The following is a 16,347-nucleotide window of genomic DNA, read 5'->3' as shown; positions in this document are numbered from 1 at the left end:
CCAAAGTCTGGCGACTTCCTTGCGGTTACTGCTCGGCCGCTTCCACTTCCTCAACTTCCGGCTCGCCTTCGTCTTCCGCCGACTCGTCCGGTTCACCGGCTTCGGCAGCCTCGTCAGCATCGGCGGGCTCGTCAGCTTCGGCTTCGTCAGCTTCGTCAGCTTCGGCGGGCTCGCTTTCCATCGGCGCCGGGGCTTCCTCTTCGGCCGCTGCTTCACCCTCGGCCGCCGTTTCACCCTCAGCCGCTGCTTCACCCTCGACCGCCTCGTCACTCTCGGCCGCCGCTTCGTCCTCGGCCGCCTCGTCACCCTCGGCGGTCTGGTTGGACTTTTGGGCTTCCAGCATCATCTGCTGGAAGTCCAGGTCGAGGACTTTGTCGCGTCCGTCCTGTTCGGCGTTGCGGTCGCGTTGTTCCTGGACCAGTTGATGGTAGTGTTCCACGTCCATCGCACCGGACTCACGCATGGCGACGAATTCTTTCAGGGGGAAATCCTCGCCGAATTCTTCGCTATCGATGGCTTCTTGGTAGCGTTCGAGCGAATCCATCAGGTCGTCGCTACTGTTGTCGAACGTCAGCAGCGGGTACTCGTCAAAGACGGCGGCCCACTTGCCCCACGCCTGATCGTATTTCTCGATCGCCTGGTCCAGTTTGGCTTCGTCCATCAACTGTTCGGCTTCATAGACCAGGCGTCGGGCTTCGAGCATTTCGTCGGTCTGTTCGGCTGCGGCGCGGGTCGCCCAGTAATCGAAGTTGACCTGTTGCCGGTAGCCGACGACTTTGTCGAGGCGTCGTTTGGAGAGGGTAATCGCATCGGCCAGTTCCAGGGCTTCGACCTTCTTTTCGCGCGGCATGCTCTGCGCGACTTCCATCGCCGAGGGGGTGATGTTTCGCTGCAGGTCCGCCACCTCTAGGTTCTGCCGTTCGTTGCGTTCTTCGGCGGGGATGGCCATCAGTTTTTTCTGTTCGTCCCCCAGGTCCGCCAGCCGCTCGGCCCGAATCTTTTCCTTCAAGCCACCGGTCAGCGTTTCGAACTCCGCTTCCTGTTCTTCGATCTTCCGCCGCAGCTCTTCCAGTTCGCCCAGCCGGATCGTGAACTCGGCGGTCGTGGGGATGGTCAATTGGCTGTATTCGTCCCAGCCACTGCTGGCGTTCTGCCAAGCTCGCTGGGCAGCATCGGACAATTCGCCTTCGCGTTCGATGGCGATCGCGTAGTTGAACAGCCATTTGGGCCCGGTCTCGTAGAAGTGCAGCGGGGTTTTGCGGCGCAGCGGAATCCCGCCTTCGCGGGTCATACGATAACCGCGCTGGAGCCATTGGCGGCCGACCAACCAGTTGTCGGGTTTGCGGTCCGGACCCAGCGTCTCGTTGCTGTCCATGTCGATCCCTTCGGCACGGATGCGTTCGTGCAGCGGTTTGTCGTCGCGGAACAGCTCGCGGAATTCCTTCTTCTCGTCCGACATCCCCAGTTTCTGGCCGTAGTACCAACCGGTATGCCAGACCAAGGCCGGGGCCTTGCGGTTTTGCCGCACACCTTTGCTCAGGTACTCGGTGCCGCCGGTCACCCAGGCATAACGCTGCCGGTAATCGTCGAACTGGGCCGAGATATTGTAGGAGAGGTTATGGGCTTGGAATTCCCAAACCTTTTCGAAGTGGGGCTGCAGCAGCGAGATATTGTTCAGCGTGGCCCGATAGCGATCCCACTGGTGGGCGACCTGTTGGTCGTGCGCCTTATTCCACAGCAGCGTCACGGCCGGACCGCGAAGGCCCAACGTCGACAGCTTCATCGTCTCGCTGGCCGGGTTGATTTCGCCCAGGTCCGCGACCGAGATATCAAAGTCATCACGCATCTGCGTCAGCTGGCCACCGGAGCGTTCGCCACCGCCACTGCTGGGTTGGCCCAACAGAAACAGCGGGATCAACATCAGGATCAAAATTGCCAGGTAGACCAGTTTGTTGGTCAGGCCATGCGACAGGTTCACGCCGCAATCTCCCTAGTCTTAAGACAGAAATAGCTAACAAAGAATGTTAATAATAAATACGCCAGCGTGGTCGTCGCGTGACGCGCAAGCAGGCTGCCAAAGATGTCGAACCCATTGGCCGCGTACTCGGCGGTTTCGACCATCTTGGGAAGATTCGGAAGCGACGTCGCCACCACATCCATGCTGTACACGATGACCGTGTCGACGCCTTTGACGATCTTGCTGGTCAGCGTATCGACGTCCAGTTCGGTCGTCATCGCGTCCTGCTTGGCGATGCGAATCATCGATTCCAAGGGGCCGCCGCCCATGGGTTTATTGATGTCGATATGGTGCCGCACGTCATAAATCGTTTCGGCCGAAAAGCCCAGCAGGACACAGACCAAGGTCAACAGCATGGCGACCGCACCGTTTAAAAACGTGCTGAACATCACGCCGAAGGAGATCACCATGATCATCTGCAACCAGATCGAGATGTAGGCCTTGGCAAAGTTCCAGGCGAAGGGATTTTCTCGAGGCTTGAGGAACACATCGCCCTGGGTCATACCCAGGTACTGGCCGCGGTCGAGACAGCGGATTTCCAGTTGCAGTTGGCCGTTTTCGTTGACCAGATCTTCGAACAGATTCAGGTCCCGATTGCGTTGCCCGTCGTTACCGGCCAGCGTCTCGGGGATCATCAACTCGTCCACTTCGTACTCGTCGACGATGAAGGTCAGGGCGTTGCTGGCGGCGCCGGTGTCGGGGTTTCGCAGCGTCACGGTACCGCGGAGACCGCGATCGATTTTTCCCTTGTGCGCCCGGTAGGCTCGCAGGTTCATCTGCAGCGGCAAACCGTCCTGATAGCGACCCGGCGTGACGTCATCGAAGGTATAGATCCCGGCACTCAGGTTCCCACCTTCGACGTACCCGAACTCGATCCGGTTGGCCTGCGACGTCCGCCCGATCAGCCGTTCCAGGCCCGCGCTACCGTAGCCGCCATCCCCTTTTTCCTGGCCGGTGTCGATCCCTTGCTCGCTCCGCTGACCGGTTCGGCTGAGGAAGTACAGCGATCCGTAGGAGGGCACGCGGGCGGTCAGGGCCCCGGTGGGCGGACCGATCACGTACGTCTCGGAATCGGCGGCCTTGGTAATCGAATGCTGGTGGCCCTGGGCGATATCGGTGACGCCTTCCAGGTTTCCGGCTTCATCGGCCGTCAGGGTGAATGTGTGCTGGTGATGCCGGTCGTACGTCGTTTTGCCGACATACGTGCCATCGGCTTGCTGTTCGATCTCCTGGATCCCGGCATGGTCGTGATTCAGGCCCCCTTTGACAAACAGATAACTGGCCAATCCCATCGGCACCAACAGACAGGTTCCCACGGCGGCAAAGCCGAAGATTCGCCCGAGCACAATCTCGGTGGGTCGCACCGGTTTGGTCACGATCGTGTACAGCGTTTTGTTCTGAATGTCCGCGGGAATACTGAAGCAACTGATGAACAACGCCAGCAGCAGGATCAGGTAATTGGTGGCCGTCAGCACAAAGCTGATATACAGCTGGGCCGGATCATCACTCTTGGGGTTCAGGTACCAACCGGCGAACAGCAGGATCACCACAAACACGCCCGCAACCACCAGCACGCGGCGGCGGATCGCTTCTTTGAAGGCCAAGCGAGAAAGCGCGTAGACGCGGCGGACCGACGTGCCCGGCAGGTCGAACACGAACATCTCGCGGATCACGCGGGCGACGGCATAAAAACCTTCGCTGGGGCCTTTGCGAGCGGCTGCCAACAGATATCCCAGCACCAATCCCACCAGGATCGCCAGCACCGTCAACACGACGCCCTGCAGCAAGGCGCTTCGCAGGAACGCGTTGGGCCGCAGCAGCCATTCGCCGTAGGACCAAAAATCTTCGGGTTGTAGCGTCATTCTGCAGCGTCTCCGTCACGTTTTGGCGAAGCGGGCTGGTCGGACGCAGACGGCTCAGCGGACGGAGCCGCGGAGGCCGCGGAGGCCGCGGGGTCGTCGCCAGCGGTCGACAGGCGCCGCGCGCCCGGCCGAGCTTCGCTTTCGCGGACGATGTTCAGGAACAGGTCTTCCATCGTGGCCGTGGGATTGTCGATCGATTCGACTTCGCCACCGTGGCGGCGAATCACTTCGGCGATCTCGCTCTTGGCCTGTTCGCTCAAGCCGCGAGCGTGCACCTCGGTCACATCCTGCACCTTCAACAGGTCGCTGACGCGGCCCAATTCTTTGAGTTCGCCCTGATGCAAAATGGCCACCCGGTCGCAGACGTCCTGGACGTCGGCCAATTGGTGGCTGCACAACAACACGGTCTTGCCCTGATCCCGGAGGTTCAGGATCAGGTCCTTCATCTCGCGGGTCCCGATCGGGTCCAAACCGGTGGTCGGTTCGTCCAGCATGATCAGGTCGGGGTCGTTGATCAGGGCCTGCGCCAGACCGACACGGCGCGTCATCCCTTTGGAGTACTCGCGCAGTTGCCGATGCCGGGCGTGTTCCAGGCCGACCAACTTGATCAGCTCCTCGACCCGCCGCCGCCGATCCTCGCCCGACATGTCGAACAGGCGACCGTAGAAGTCCAGCGTTTCCTCGGCGGTGAGGAATTTGTACAGATAGGATTCTTCGGGCAGGTAACCGATGCGTTCGTTCTTGCGGGTTTCCGTGGCATCCTTGTCGAACACCAGCACGCGGCCACTGGTGGGAAACAGCAGGCCCAGGATCAGTTTGATCGTCGTCGATTTGCCGCTGCCGTTGGGGCCCAGCAAACCAAAGATCTCTCCCTTCTGGACCTCGATGTCCAAACTTTTCAAAGCCTGAACCTTCTTCCGGCCCCAAAAGTCCCGGTATATCTTGCTCAGGTTACGTGTTTCAATCACCACCTCCCGTTCCACAGGGGACGCAGGGGCAGCTTCGGTAGCGACGGCGGATGTGTTAGTTTCCACGGCGATTCTTTCCGCGGTGTGCGATTGAGAGGCATTAGATGAATAGACTTACTGCGGTGTTACGCCCCAACCGCTGGGACGGTTCGGTCGGAACTGGATAGGATTCGAATCTTCAGACGTGCTCCGGAAAACCGGGTTTAACGCGAGGCAAACGGATTGGCAGACGAACCAACACGCCCCCCCCACGCTGGCTCCCCGCACACTGGCCGCTCGCACGCTGGCCGCTCGGATGCTGGCCGCTCGGATGCTGGTCGCCCAGCGGAGTCTTCGCTGGCCGAGGCCATGGGCTACCTGTACGGCCGCATCAATTACGAACGCTTGGCGGCCTCGGCCCAGCCCTTTCCGTTCCGGCTGAAGCGGATGCGCGGGTTGTTGCGCCAGCTGGACCATCCGGACCGATCTCTGGACATCGTGCACATCGCCGGCACCAAGGGCAAAGGCAGCACCGCGACGATGGTGGCCGCCATGCTTTCGGCCGGCGGCTACCGCACCGGGCTGTATACCTCCCCCCACCTGAACCGCTTGGGCGAACGGTTTCGCGTCGACGGCCAGCCCTGTCCCGATGCGGACCTGGTCGCCCTGGTCGACCAGGTCCGGCAGGCGGCCGAGCGGCTGCAGCAGGAGGGCGGCGAGGGCACGGCGGCCACCTTCTTTGAACTGACCACGGCGATGGCCTTGGTGCACTTTCGCACGCAGGGCTGCCGGGCGGCCGTCCTAGAGGTGGGCCTCGGCGGGCGGCTGGACAGTACCAATGTGTGCCAGCCCTTGGTCACGGCTATCACCTCGGTCGGCCTGGACCACCAACACATCCTGGGCCATACGTTGGCGGAGATCGCCGCGGAGAAGGCCGGTATTTTCAAGGCCGGCGTGCCGGCGATCAGCGGCGTTGTCGACGGTCCGGCCGCCCCGGTCATCGCCCGGCGTGCCCACCAGTGCGGCGCTCGGCTGTGGCAGCGAGGCCGCGACTTCGATGCTCGCCTCACCGGGTTCGCCCCCCACTGGGGCACTCGTTTTGATTTTGTCAGCCACACCGTTCCGTTTCAGCAGCGCGACGACTGGCAGGTTCCGCTGGAAGGGGAACATCAAGCCCAAAACGCCGCGGTCGCCCTGGCGATCATGGACGTGCTGGCCCAGCAAGGGTCTCTGGCGACGGATCCGACCGATCAGCGGCGCGGTCTGGCCGCCGTGGTCTGCCCGGCCCGCATCGAACGGCTGCGGCTGCAGGCGGCGGCCGGCGGCCCGACGGTGCTGCTGGACGCGGCTCACAACGCCGAATCGATCGCCGCCCTGTGTGCGGTCGTCCGCCGCCGGCGGAGCACCGGCCCGGTGGCCGTGGTGTTTGGCACCAGCCACGACAAGGACCCCGCGGCCCAGCTCGGGCCCCTGTTGGAGACCTGCGACCACCTGTTGCTGACGCGGTTTCACGGCAATCCACGCTGGTGTGCGCCGGCAGAACTGGCCGCCGTCGCCCGGCGGCTTGCGGCCGCGCGTGGGAACCCACCCAGGCCAGACGAGCAAGACGCCGTCCCCGCCGAGCTCGCATCTCCCTGCACCATCCCCCCTCGAGGAGCGGCGCCCGCGATTCGGGTCCTGGACGATCCCGCCGCGGCGCTGCGGCAGGCGGCCGAGATCGTCAGCGGCGACGGCATGGTGGTCATCTGCGGCTCGTTTTTCCTGGCCGCCGAACTGCGCCCACAACTGGTGACCTAAGGTGTCCGCCGGGCGGCGATACCTCCTAACAGCGATGCGGCGAGCCGCGTTCGCTGGGCCATGACGCGAATCGTACGCGCCGGCCGGTTGTCCGCTCGATCCCCCTCGGTCAAGGAACTCTTTGCATGCCCAAGTACTACATCCAATCGGGAACTGTTCGTACGGTTGTTTCGGCCGAGGACGCCCAGCGAGCCGCGCTGTGGGCCGTTCACAAAGCCATGCAACAGGTCATCCCCACCTACGACGATGCCCTGGCAACGCCCGAAGCCAAGGCGGCTCAGGCCGGCAAGGGCGAGGTTTTCATCCTGGACGCCACGATCCGCTTGAGCGAACAGGGCTTCGACCGCGACGACTGCGACACTTTGCCCACTTTCCAGGTGGTGACCGAGTGGAACCAGTTGATGGTGGCCCTCGATCGGCTGCAGGATTGGTTGTAATTCCCTTCAAACCGCGGGCTTTCCGCAACCGTCAGGACCCGCATCCCGGGGGATTCCGTCGCGTTCCCCTCGGATTCTTCCTTTGACACCCTGGGTTGTGTCAATAAAATAGAAACAGACCCCTCCCGCCTAACATTCTCCATTCGCATGAGCGTTTTATGAGTCACCTGTTGTTTGCGTTTGGCATGCCCGGAATGCCTGAGATGCTGATCGTATTGTTTATCGCCCTGCTGCTGTTCGGTGGCTCGCGACTGCCTTCGTTGATGCGCAACATGGGTCGCAGCATCAACGAGTTCAAGGGCGGCATGAACGACACCAGCGATCATGACGACGTCGCCACGCACGACGCGGAATCCAAATCCAAGCCGGTGGCTTGACGCGTGGCCTTGGGCCATGCCTTCCCCCGCTCGGCAAGAGAGAGAGGAAACGTCCGTGTTTGGACTGAGCTTTTTTGAACTGATGGTCATCTTCGTGGTGGCCGTGCTGTTGTTCGGCGCCAAGCTGCCCGAGGTGGCCCGCACCTTGGGCGGCAGTTACCGCGACCTGAAACGCGGCATGAATGACATCCAGAACCAGTTTCGGCTGGCCGAACTGGAAGTCACTCGCCCGACGCCCGCCGCCACCAAGGAAGAGGACGAGGACGACGGTTTCGCAGCGGCACCGGCGACCAGTGCCCCCAAATTCACCCCGCCCCCGGCCGACGAAGCTTAGTGGTGCGTCTCGTTACAACACGATCCGGGAGACGATCTCCTGGATCAATTGTTGTCCTACCACCGAATCGAGTTGGCGGGAGATCACGTGGTGACGGAACGGCAGGCTGACGAAATCGGTCACGCCCGCCAACGTCGCCGACTCCACCGACACGCAGCCATCGCCGCGGCCTTCGATCACTTCGTTGCTGGCCGCCGCCGCGATCAATTGCTCGGCGATGATCGCCATCACGCGGTTGCCCTCGGTCCAGCGCTGCGCCATCTCGGCAATCGCCGCGGCCTCCTGCCGGGTGAACGGTCCCGCCGTTCCAGCGAAGATCGTGTAGCGAACGGCCGGATTGCGCGGCCGCCCGTTTAACTCCCTTACGATCTCCGATTCCGGCCGCAGGTCCACCTGTGCCGATCCGATCGCACCCTCGAGGGCGTTGCGGACGATCCACTGCAGGTTCTCACGCTGCAGCTGGCGGGCAAACTCTTCGACGTCCAAGCCGATGGGAAACTGAGCGAGATGCGAGCCGTGGTTGGGCGGGGCGATCATGATGAATTGATCGACGTTGCCCGGGTCCAGCTCCGGCGATTCCAGCACGTTGCGCGTGACCAGCGAGCCCATGGAGTGCGAGATCACGGTCAGGCGTCGCTCGGGAAATCGTTGCCGAAGCGCCCGCAGCGAACGGCTGAGCAGTTGGCTGGATTCGCTGACGGGACCGTCGTTGGGGTACGCGAACCGACGACAACGGATGCCGGGTTGGTCCAGCCGATCCTTTAAGGCTTGCATGGCGTCGGGACCGGAGGCAAAGCCGTGGACCAGCACGACCCAGCGATGCGGGTCCTGGGCGCCCTGCCACTGGTCGTCGTCGATCAAGCCCACGCGCTCGTGCGAAGGGCCGATCACCCGCTGACGCAGCAAGCCCACCGCATCGCGGATCGCGGCCCCGGCCGACTGCGCGTCCAGCGGCTCGGGCGTGGGCGACGCCTCGAGCTGCGGCGGCGCGGCCTCGGGCGCGGCTGTCGACGGCACGGCGGTTTGTGGCGCAGGGGTTGGTGGTTCCGATGCCGGCGACTCGGCCGCCGGCGGCTGGACGGCAACGGCGACGTTCGCACCGGCCCCTGCGATCCATCCCGTCAGACAGCACCAACTGGCCAGACAGAACCACCCGGCCCGCCAACCCCCTCTCGCGTGCGTCCTTCCCATCTCAACCCTCTTTATCGACTCAACCATCTTAATCGCTCCTTTGAGCAGGTCCGGTGTATTGTCGCCCTGCCGGGTGCGGCGAGCAACCGCGAGGGACAAAAACGCCACCGCGAGAACGCTGTGGCGACCGGGCAGAGGTACTATGATGGAGCATAGGGCTGTCGGGTCATCGCGATGGTTGCGAACGTCGACATCCCCAGGGCCCTTTTCTGCAGCAAAGGATGAGAACCATGTCCGAGGAACAGCCTGGCAGTCGCGTTACGATCAACGCTGCGTTCTTGCAAGAGATCAAGGCGGACCATCAACAGTTGAAGGAGTTGCTGGACCGCCTCCGCAATCTTTCCCAGCAGCCGCAGGCGATGCCCAACCACGGGCGCGAGTACGTCGACCTGCTGCAGAAGTTATGCGATCAACTGGCCCTCCACTTCACCCTGGAAGAGGCCTACGGATATTTCGAAGACGCTCTCGAATCGTCCCCGCGTTTGGACCAACAGGCGGGCATGTTGCGCGCCCAGCACGCGGACCTGTTCGTCTTGGCTCGCGACCTGGCCGATGTGGCCGGCCAGGAGGATCTGGAATCGCTGGCCGTCTGCGAGAAACTGGCCGAGCAGTTCCACGCCTTCGACAACTCCCTGAAGGCCCACGAATCGGCCGAGTTGAACCTGATCCTGGCGGCCTTGGAAGAAGACCTGGGCGTGGGCGACTGACCCGTCTCGCATCGCTGCCACCGGTTCGCAGCGCCGCGGCGTCGTCTCGACGGCCTATCGATGTATTGAGCCGTTTGCGCGATCGCCCAAACGGCTCATATACGCAATGCGTTTTCGAATTGATCGAGAGGCCGTCGACCCACCGGCGCGGCGCGGGTAAGGTTAAGCGGATCCGGCGGCTCCTGCGCCGGCCCTTGCCGACCTTCCTCGCTTCTCTTTGCCATGGGTGCACCGATGGTTCCCACCTTCCGCCTTGCGGACGATCGCCACATGCCAGCTCTCGGACTGGGCATGTGGAAGGTCGAACCCGAGCGCTGTGAATCACTTGTCGCCGAAGCCGTTGCGGCGGGCTACCGTCATTTCGATTGTGCCTGCGATTACGGCAACGAAGCCGAGGTCGGACGCGGTCTGCAGCGCGTACTCGATGCGGGCACCGTTACCCGTGATCAACTGTGGGTGACGTCGAAACTGTGGAACACCTACCACCGCGCGGAACACGTGCGACCGGCGCTCGAGCGATCGCTGCGAGACTTGAACCTGGACTACCTGGACCTGTATCTGATCCACTTTCCGATCGCCCTCCAGTACGTCGACTTCGAAACCCGTTATCCGCCGGGCTGGTTCTACGATCCCGATGCTGTCGCCCCGCAGATGCAGCTGGACCGCGTGACGATGGCGGAAACCTGGGGCGCGATGGAAGAATTGGTTTCGGCCGGGCTGGTTCGCAATATCGGCGTATGCAATATGCAGACCGGGATGCTGCGCGAGTTGATTCACGGCGCCCGGATCGCCCCCTCGGTCCTGCAGGTCGAATCGCATCCCTACCTGGTACAAAACACCCTGCTGCAGTTCTGCAGGCAGCAAAACATCGTCTTTACCGCGTTCTCACCGCTCGGGGCGCTCTCCTACGTGCCCCTGGACTTCGCCGCGCCCGAGGACACGGTCCTGGAAGAACCGTGCATTGTCCGGGCGGCCGAAGCCCACGGCCGCACCGCCGCCCAGATCGTGCTCCGCTGGGGGATCCAACGGGGCACCGCGGTGATCCCCAAAACCTCGCGTCGCGAGCGGCTGGAGGAGAACATCGCGTTGTTCGATTTTCAGTTGAGCGACGCCGAGATGGCGGCGATCGACGGCTTGGATCGCAACCGCCGGTTCAACGATCCCGGCGATTTTTGCGAACGCGTGTTCAATACGTTCTGCCCGATTTATCAGTGAGTGTCGCCTTTCGCTCCGCGAAAGTTGCCGTCTGCGGATCGTTGCTTTCGCGGAGCAAAAGGCGATACTGTTTTTAACTTTCGCGGAGCGAAAGGCGACACTCTACTTTCGCGGAGCGAAAGATGACTCTTTGCCGAGGCTTCTGAGCGTGACGGAACCGGTCCCGGACGAATCGAATGACCTCCAGCCGGTCCGCGCCAAACTGGTGCGGCCTGCCGCCGGTGACAGTGCGCCCCCGGCGGAAGATGCCGCGGCCCGTGCTGGCAGCAAACCCGGGCTGTACGAAGCGGTCGTGCACAGTCGCGTGGCGATCCTGGCGACGCTGTTCTGCGTGACCGGTTTTCTGGGCCTGCACCTGTTGTGGCTGAACCCCAACTTCACCCGGCTGCAGCGTTGGTTCTGGGCGACGATCGTGACGATCTATACCTGTGCTCTGATCGCTCTGGTGGCCTGGGTGGTGATGTGGTCCTGGGGCAACGTCAGCCGCTCGCTGTAACGAGCTACTCGGTGAACAAAGCGTCGGTGAAGGCGTCGGTATCGAAGCGGGCCAGATCGTCGATCCCCTCACCCAGTCCGACGAACTTCACCGGCAACGAGAATTGTTCGAGGATCGGGATCACGACCCCGCCCTTGGCCGAACCGTCCAGTTTGGCCAGGACGATCCCGGTACATTCGGCGGCCTCGCTGAACCCTCGGGCTTGGCTGATCGCGTTCTGACCGGCCGTGGCGTCCAAGACCAACAGCGTTTCATGAGGGGCGCCTTCACAGCGTTTGCCGGCCACCCGCCGAATCTTTTCCAATTGGCTCATCAGATGCGTCTGGGTCTGCAAACGGCCCGCGGTATCGATGATCGCTACATCGGCACCGCTCTCGACGGCTTTCTCGACCGTTTGAAACGCCACGCTCGCCGGATCGGCTTGCGGCTTGCCGGTGACGATCTCGCACCCGATCCGTCCGGCCCACACCGTCAATTGTTCAACCGCCGCGGCCCGAAACGTATCGCCGGCTCCCAGCACCACCTTGTGCCCTTCCTTGTGAAGGAAATTTGCCAGTTTGCCGATCGAGGTGGTTTTGCCGCTGCCGTTGACGCCTACGACCATGATCACCGTGGGCCCCGATTCGGCCCACTTCAGATCGGCCCGTTCCTGCTGCAGCATCTCGCGGATCTGCTGACGGATCGCATCGAGGATCTCATCGAACTCGACGCGGCGGGCGCGAAAGCGTTTGCCGATGTCGTCGCGGATCTTGGCCGCTGGCCCGGCACCCATATCGGTCCGCACCAGGCGGGCGAACAGGTCCTTCAGAAACTGCTCGTCGACCAACCGACCTTCGTCTTTGAACAGGTCGCGGATGTCGGTGCCCAACACCTGCCGGGTCTTCTTCAGCCCCTGTCGGAACCGCCCCAGGACCCCGGTTTGCTCGCCCTCGGTCGTCGAACCTTCGCTGGAACTGGTGGAAGCCGCGTCGTCTTTCTTGGATCGCCAAAAGGCCATATTCGGTACTGTTTGCTGTGATGGAAAGGAAAGCGCACTTTCGGGCCCCGATTGTTCAGGGTTTGCGGCGATTGAGCAAGCGGAGACGCTGCGAGCAATCCGCCCGCTGGCCGTCGCAGCCGCGTCGGCGGAGTGTCCACGTGGTGTGGATAGGACGCCGACCGCACCGGCACGGCACCGCCCGCGATGCGGCAGAGCGGCGGCCGAAGCACCACGAAAACCCTGCAGTTAACGGTGATTTCAGCGATTCCGAAACCTCACCGGAAGCAGCCCGAGCGGAGCGGGTGCCGCGCCGACCGAGCGCGACAGGCGGTGTTGCCTGGCGGCCGGCCCGCCCTAGGATGTCTCTGCCGCCGGCAACGCCAGGATGCAGAATGCCCCCTGGCCAATCGGTCGCCGGCGGCCCTTCCGGGACGGAAGAATCGGAATCGCGACGTTTTCTTGGCGCGCGATTTGCCACTGCATGACGCGGTCTGAAAAGGAGATCCATCGCCCGAGGAAAGGAGAACCCCATGCTTTTGCGTTCCTGCGCACTGCCGTCCCCCACTTCGCCCACGGTTCCGACGGAAGCCGCGGCTCGTTGGGGTGCCGCCCCCACCAACGCGACGTTAGGGTTACCAAACCCGGTGGCGCAATTACCCAGCGCGTTGGCGCTGCGATGCTCGACGGCAATGGCGACCTGCTTTCTGTTGGCGATTGCGACGCCGGTGGCTTGGGCCGGCAACGCGATCCGCTTCGACCTGCCGTCGCTGGCCGTCGCTGAGAACGTGAGCGACTCGCGCGACGACGCGGGCTCCGAGCAGAACTCCGGTGCGAACGCTCGTCCGCTGCCGGGCCAGCGGCTGGTTCGGATCCCTCTGCGATTGTCGGCACTGGTCGATGCACCGGAGCCTCCGCGGATCGACCAGGTGATGATCCAGGTGTACGCGATGGACAGCACGATCAGTGTCGTCGACTATGCCCCCCGCACCGAACTGGCCAGCCCTTATGAGGGCAATCTGGAGATCGCCAAGACCGCCGAGCGGAACAAGCACTTGGGTTTCACCGTCGACGGCGGCTACGGCAAGATGATCGAGGGCACGCTGGCCGGGGATGTCGCCAAGAAAGATTTGGAGACGGTCAAGTTTCGCCGAGTGGCGCCCTTGGAAGTGGTCGCGGCCAGCGGCACGTTGGGGCGGGGCCGCGGCGTGTACTTCAAACTTCGCTCCACCGCCCTGCAGGTCCTGGAGGGCGACAAGCAGTTTGAGGTCGTCCTTTCGGTGCCGCAGGATTGGCAGAGCGGGTTGCTGGATGTTCGCATCGAAGCCAACACCAACAAGAAAACCTTTGCCGGCTTGGATTCCGAGAACCGCTGCGTGGGGCGGGCTCACTTCGTCGTGGCCACGTTTGTGGATGCGGCACCCGCGGTCCGGCAGGCGGCGATGCAATTGATCGAACGGGAAACCGATCTGCGTTCGGTGGCCGCTCGCCACCGCGCGGAAACCCGCTCCGGAGCTTCGAACCTGCTGCGTCAGATGGCCAGTGCTTTGGACCTGGGCAACGAACCGCTTCGCGAGGACTGGTTGTATCAGGTGATGCGGGGCACCGTGGATCCGCACCTGGATCGCAATATCCGCCGTTTGCCGATGCAGGTTCGAATCGCGATTCTCGACTACCAAGATGCTCGCAAGGCGTTTCTCGAAGCGTCGACCATCGCCGCCGACCCGGCGGTGGACCAACAAGCCCTGGCCAGCCAGTGAGCAGAGTCGCCTTTCGCTCCGCGAAAGTTGCCCAGAGTCGCCTTTCGCTCCGCGAAAGTTGCTCAGGATTACTACCCACTACTTTCGCGGAGCGAAAGGCGACACTACTTTCGCAGAGCGAAAGGCGACACTACTTTCGCAGAGCGAAAGGCGACACTACTTTCGCAGAGCGAAAGGCGGCACTACTTTCGCGGAGCGAAAGGCGACACTGCTTTCGCGGAGCGAAAGGCGACACTGCTTCGCGGAGCGAAAGGCGGCACTTGGCGAGCCGGTTCAGTTGTAACTGAAGCCCAGCGCGAGGTTACTGTCTCGACCCAGGGGATCGGCGATGAAACGTTTGTAGCAGTGCGGGCAGAGGTCGAAGTGTTGCTGCACCATCGCGCATTGGGGCGGTGTGTGTTCGTTGATCTGGCCCAGGATCTCGTGCAACTCCAACAGGTGATCGCTGTCCTCATCGGAGAACTCGATCTCGGGCTGAACGGCCTGACGCACCTCCAACAACACTTCGTATCGCATCTCTTGTCGGCTATTGAATTCTCGTTTGCAGCGGTCGCACGTGTAATGGATCATCCGTGTACAGTCCTAACGAGTTTTCAGCGACAACGCGGCTTGCTCGTTGCAAAGCCCAAGCGGAAGGACCAAGGAGAACGTTGTTCGCGACACGTTCATCGTATCGGCTGGACTCGACCGACTGCAAGAGAATTCAGAAAACAAGGGCCAACAGGACGAGCAGGATGACGAGCAGCCCGGCGGCGATCTTGCCGGCCGTCCCCAGCAACCGGCCCCAGAACGCGGCGTGAGCCACCGGCCAACTTTCCTGCCAGCTCCGGCCGTCGGTCCACTCGGCGTACAGCGCCCCGCCCATGGCTCCGAGAGCACCGAACAACAGGGCGGCGATGATCGGACCGACAACGGGGATGGGCAAGCCGAAGACTGCGCCCAGAACGGCCCCCACCATCGATCCCACCAGGGCGTACAAGGTCGTCCGCCGGCTGGCCCCGGCCCGTTGGGCCCCGAGCGCGGCGGCCAAAAACTCCAGGGCTTCCCCCACGGCCGCAAACCCAAACGCGGCCGCGGCCACCGGCCAACCGATCGCCACGCGGCCCTCGGCAGGGCCCAGCCAGGCGTACAAAGCCACCGCGACGACCGCAATCCAGTTGCCCGGCAGGGCGATCAAGTTCAACGCCCAGGCCGCAGCGCAGACCACGAACAGGACGATGGCCCATACAATTTCTAAACTAGTCGCCACAGCCGCCGTGAACCTCAAACCGCAAAGGATGTGTCTCAGAAGCGATCCGCGACCGCCGAACCGATCCCATTCAGCTTAGTGGTTTCCCGCCCCCGAGAAACCTGGTCGCAGTTGTTTTGCCCATTGCCGGCAGATTAGAATCGATTGGACACGATCGACACCACCGCCATGGAGGACGTCTATGTCCGCGAGTGCTCTGGAAAGTAACGTGCTGGTCTTGAATCGCTTCTACATGGCGACGCGGGTCGTCAATGTGCGTCGAGCCCTGACGGTGCTGTATCGTGACTGCGCCGAAGTGATCACCTTGGAATCGGATCAGTACGTCAGCTACGACTTCGACTCCTGGTGCGAGCTGAGCCGATTGACGGCGGTCGAAAAGCAGCCCGGCGAAGACTACATCCAGGCCGTGGGTTTCGAGCTGCAGGTGCCGCGGATCGTGCGGCTGACCCGCTTTGACAAAGTCCCCGTCGCGTCCGTGCGTTTCAACCGCAAAAACCTGTTCGCCCGCGACAAGCACCACTGCCAGTACTGCGGCCAGAGCAAACCGACCAGCCAGCTGAGCCTGGACCACGTCGTGCCACGCTCCCTCGGCGGTCCGACCAACTGGGAAAACATCGTCTGCTGCTGCTTGCGGTGCAACAGCCGCAAAGGCGGCCGCACGCCGCAGCAAGCCAAGATGAAATTGCTGAGCACGCCGAAGCGACCGCGACACAACCCCCAGCTGACCCAAGCCGCCCAGGACCCCCGCTACGCCTGCTGGAAGACCTTCCTGCCAGCGGCCAGCTGAGCGCCGCGTGGCTTGAGCGGGATCTAGGTACGAAAGGAAAAGATTTCTCCCCTCTCCCACCACTGCTTCACTCGCTGACGCTCGCGGCGCCGCGGGGGAGAGGGGAGAAAACACTGCATTTGATAGCCCCACGACGGCGGGCGGCGCTACGGGGCGGCGCATGAAAAAAGCTCGCCGCGATTGCGGCGAGCTTGC

Annotated in this window: 16 protein-coding genes; 9 read left to right on the top strand and 7 right to left on the bottom strand. The window is 62.8% G+C overall.

Going from position 1 to position 16,347, the window contains the following annotated elements; translation table 11 throughout:
- Window positions 1-25: 25 nt before the first annotated feature.
- From GE027_RS13880 to GE027_RS13870, 3 genes are read right to left on the bottom strand one after another with little or no spacing between them, the layout of a single operon-like run.
- Complete coding sequence (locus GE027_RS13880; protein ID WP_153557803.1) at window positions 26-1,978, bottom strand: IRE (iron responsive element); 1,953 nt, start codon at window positions 1,976-1,978, stop codon at window positions 26-28.
- Window positions 1,975-3,879 (bottom strand): ABC transporter permease, encoded by a 1,905-nt coding sequence (locus GE027_RS13875; RefSeq protein ID WP_153557802.1) that lies wholly within the window; start codon window positions 3,877-3,879, stop codon window positions 1,975-1,977. Before GE027_RS13875 ends, GE027_RS13880 begins: the two co-directional genes overlap by 4 nt.
- A complete protein-coding gene (locus tag GE027_RS13870; protein ID WP_390621598.1) occupies window positions 3,876-4,913 on the bottom strand; it encodes an ABC transporter ATP-binding protein in 1,038 nt (345 codons plus the stop codon). Before GE027_RS13870 ends, GE027_RS13875 begins: the two co-directional genes overlap by 4 nt.
- A gap of 282 nt (window positions 4,914-5,195) precedes the next feature.
- On the opposite strand from GE027_RS13870, the gene GE027_RS13865 reads away from it, so the two are divergent.
- The 4 genes from GE027_RS13865 to GE027_RS13850 all read left to right on the top strand — a co-directional run bounded on the left by GE027_RS13865 (window position 5,196) and on the right by GE027_RS13850 (window position 7,771).
- Window positions 5,196-6,623: a bifunctional folylpolyglutamate synthase/dihydrofolate synthase gene (locus GE027_RS13865; protein ID WP_153557801.1), complete on the top strand. Its 1,428-nt coding sequence runs from the start codon at window positions 5,196-5,198 to the stop codon at window positions 6,621-6,623.
- 125 nt (window positions 6,624-6,748) lie between these two features.
- On the top strand, window positions 6,749-7,060 hold the full coding sequence (locus tag GE027_RS13860) for a hypothetical protein (RefSeq protein WP_153557800.1): 312 nt from the start codon (window positions 6,749-6,751) through the stop codon (window positions 7,058-7,060).
- Between the two features lie 158 nt (window positions 7,061-7,218).
- Window positions 7,219-7,437, top strand: coding sequence for a Sec-independent protein translocase subunit TatA/TatB (locus tag GE027_RS13855; protein WP_237607535.1), 219 nt, complete (start codon window positions 7,219-7,221; stop codon window positions 7,435-7,437).
- 55 nt (window positions 7,438-7,492) lie between these two features.
- A complete protein-coding gene (locus GE027_RS13850) occupies window positions 7,493-7,771 on the top strand; it encodes a Sec-independent protein translocase subunit TatA/TatB (protein ID WP_202617417.1) in 279 nt (92 codons plus the stop codon).
- A gap of 12 nt (window positions 7,772-7,783) precedes the next feature.
- On the opposite strand, the gene GE027_RS13845 is transcribed toward GE027_RS13850, so the two are convergent.
- Window positions 7,784-8,962, bottom strand: a complete 1,179-nt coding sequence (locus tag GE027_RS13845) for a lipase family alpha/beta hydrolase (RefSeq protein WP_153557798.1) — start codon at window positions 8,960-8,962, stop codon at window positions 7,784-7,786.
- Window positions 8,963-9,192: 230 nt separating this feature from the next.
- Here GE027_RS13845 and GE027_RS13840 point away from each other — a divergent pair, with 230 nt between their 5' ends.
- From GE027_RS13840 to GE027_RS13830, 3 genes are all read left to right on the top strand, one after another.
- Window positions 9,193-9,669, top strand: coding sequence for a hemerythrin domain-containing protein (locus GE027_RS13840; protein WP_153557797.1), 477 nt, complete (start codon window positions 9,193-9,195; stop codon window positions 9,667-9,669).
- 270 nt (window positions 9,670-9,939) lie between these two features.
- Complete coding sequence (locus tag GE027_RS13835; protein ID WP_237607533.1) at window positions 9,940-10,884, top strand: aldo/keto reductase; 945 nt, start codon at window positions 9,940-9,942, stop codon at window positions 10,882-10,884.
- Window positions 10,885-11,032: 148 nt separating this feature from the next.
- Window positions 11,033-11,380 carry a hypothetical protein gene (locus tag GE027_RS13830; protein ID WP_153557795.1) on the top strand — a complete coding sequence of 116 codons (348 nt, stop codon included), beginning with the start codon at window positions 11,033-11,035 and terminating at the stop codon, window positions 11,378-11,380.
- A gap of 4 nt (window positions 11,381-11,384) precedes the next feature.
- On the opposite strand, the gene ftsY is transcribed toward GE027_RS13830, so the two are convergent.
- A complete protein-coding gene (gene ftsY, locus GE027_RS13825; protein WP_153557794.1) occupies window positions 11,385-12,377 on the bottom strand; it encodes a signal recognition particle-docking protein FtsY in 993 nt (330 codons plus the stop codon).
- Between the two features lie 671 nt (window positions 12,378-13,048).
- Here ftsY and GE027_RS13820 point away from each other — a divergent pair.
- The gene (locus GE027_RS13820; RefSeq protein WP_162006730.1) at window positions 13,049-14,116 is read left to right on the top strand and encodes a hypothetical protein; all 1,068 of its coding nucleotides are present in this window, start codon (window positions 13,049-13,051) and stop codon (window positions 14,114-14,116) included.
- Between the two features lie 273 nt (window positions 14,117-14,389).
- Here GE027_RS13820 and GE027_RS13815 read toward each other — a convergent pair whose 3' ends face one another.
- Window positions 14,390-14,686 carry a hypothetical protein gene (locus GE027_RS13815; protein WP_237607532.1) on the bottom strand — a complete coding sequence of 99 codons (297 nt, stop codon included), beginning with the start codon at window positions 14,684-14,686 and terminating at the stop codon, window positions 14,390-14,392.
- 133 nt (window positions 14,687-14,819) lie between these two features.
- Window positions 14,820-15,365 (bottom strand): DUF456 domain-containing protein, encoded by a 546-nt coding sequence (locus GE027_RS13810; RefSeq protein WP_237607531.1) that lies wholly within the window; start codon window positions 15,363-15,365, stop codon window positions 14,820-14,822.
- A gap of 181 nt (window positions 15,366-15,546) precedes the next feature.
- Between GE027_RS13810 and GE027_RS13805 the strand changes: the two genes are divergently transcribed.
- Window positions 15,547-16,152: an HNH endonuclease gene (locus tag GE027_RS13805; protein ID WP_153557791.1), complete on the top strand. Its 606-nt coding sequence runs from the start codon at window positions 15,547-15,549 to the stop codon at window positions 16,150-16,152.
- Window positions 16,153-16,347: the final 195 nt, after the last annotated feature.

Origin of the sequence: Roseimaritima sediminicola (assembly GCF_009618275.1) — a bacterium.
Taxonomy (GTDB): Bacteria; Planctomycetota; Planctomycetia; order Pirellulales; family Pirellulaceae; genus Roseimaritima; species Roseimaritima sediminicola.
Note: the sequence above shows the minus strand (reverse complement) of the source record. Positions and strands in the feature narration are given on the sequence as shown.

Bases quoted from the DNA above. Each gene is read 5' to 3' on its own strand.
- GE027_RS13875 (WP_153557802.1), bottom strand. From the start codon at position 3,879: ATGACGCTACAACCCGAAGATTTTTGGTCCTACGGCGAATGGCTGCTG.
- GE027_RS13865 (WP_153557801.1), top strand. From the start codon at position 5,196: ATGGGCTACCTGTACGGCCGCATCAATTACGAACGCTTGGCGGCCTCG.
- GE027_RS13860 (WP_153557800.1), top strand. From the start codon at position 6,749: ATGCCCAAGTACTACATCCAATCGGGAACTGTTCGTACGGTTGTTTCG.
- GE027_RS13855 (WP_237607535.1), top strand. From the start codon at position 7,219: ATGAGTCACCTGTTGTTTGCGTTTGGCATGCCCGGAATGCCTGAGATG.
- GE027_RS13845 (WP_153557798.1), bottom strand. From the start codon at position 8,962: ATGGGAAGGACGCACGCGAGAGGGGGTTGGCGGGCCGGGTGGTTCTGT.
- GE027_RS13840 (WP_153557797.1), top strand. From the start codon at position 9,193: ATGTCCGAGGAACAGCCTGGCAGTCGCGTTACGATCAACGCTGCGTTC.
- GE027_RS13835 (WP_237607533.1), top strand. From the start codon at position 9,940: ATGCCAGCTCTCGGACTGGGCATGTGGAAGGTCGAACCCGAGCGCTGT.
- ftsY (WP_153557794.1), bottom strand. From the start codon at position 12,377: ATGGCCTTTTGGCGATCCAAGAAAGACGACGCGGCTTCCACCAGTTCC.
- GE027_RS13820 (WP_162006730.1), top strand. From the start codon at position 13,049: ATGGCGACCTGCTTTCTGTTGGCGATTGCGACGCCGGTGGCTTGGGCC.
- GE027_RS13815 (WP_237607532.1), bottom strand. From the start codon at position 14,686: ATGATCCATTACACGTGCGACCGCTGCAAACGAGAATTCAATAGCCGA.
- GE027_RS13805 (WP_153557791.1), top strand. From the start codon at position 15,547: ATGTCCGCGAGTGCTCTGGAAAGTAACGTGCTGGTCTTGAATCGCTTC.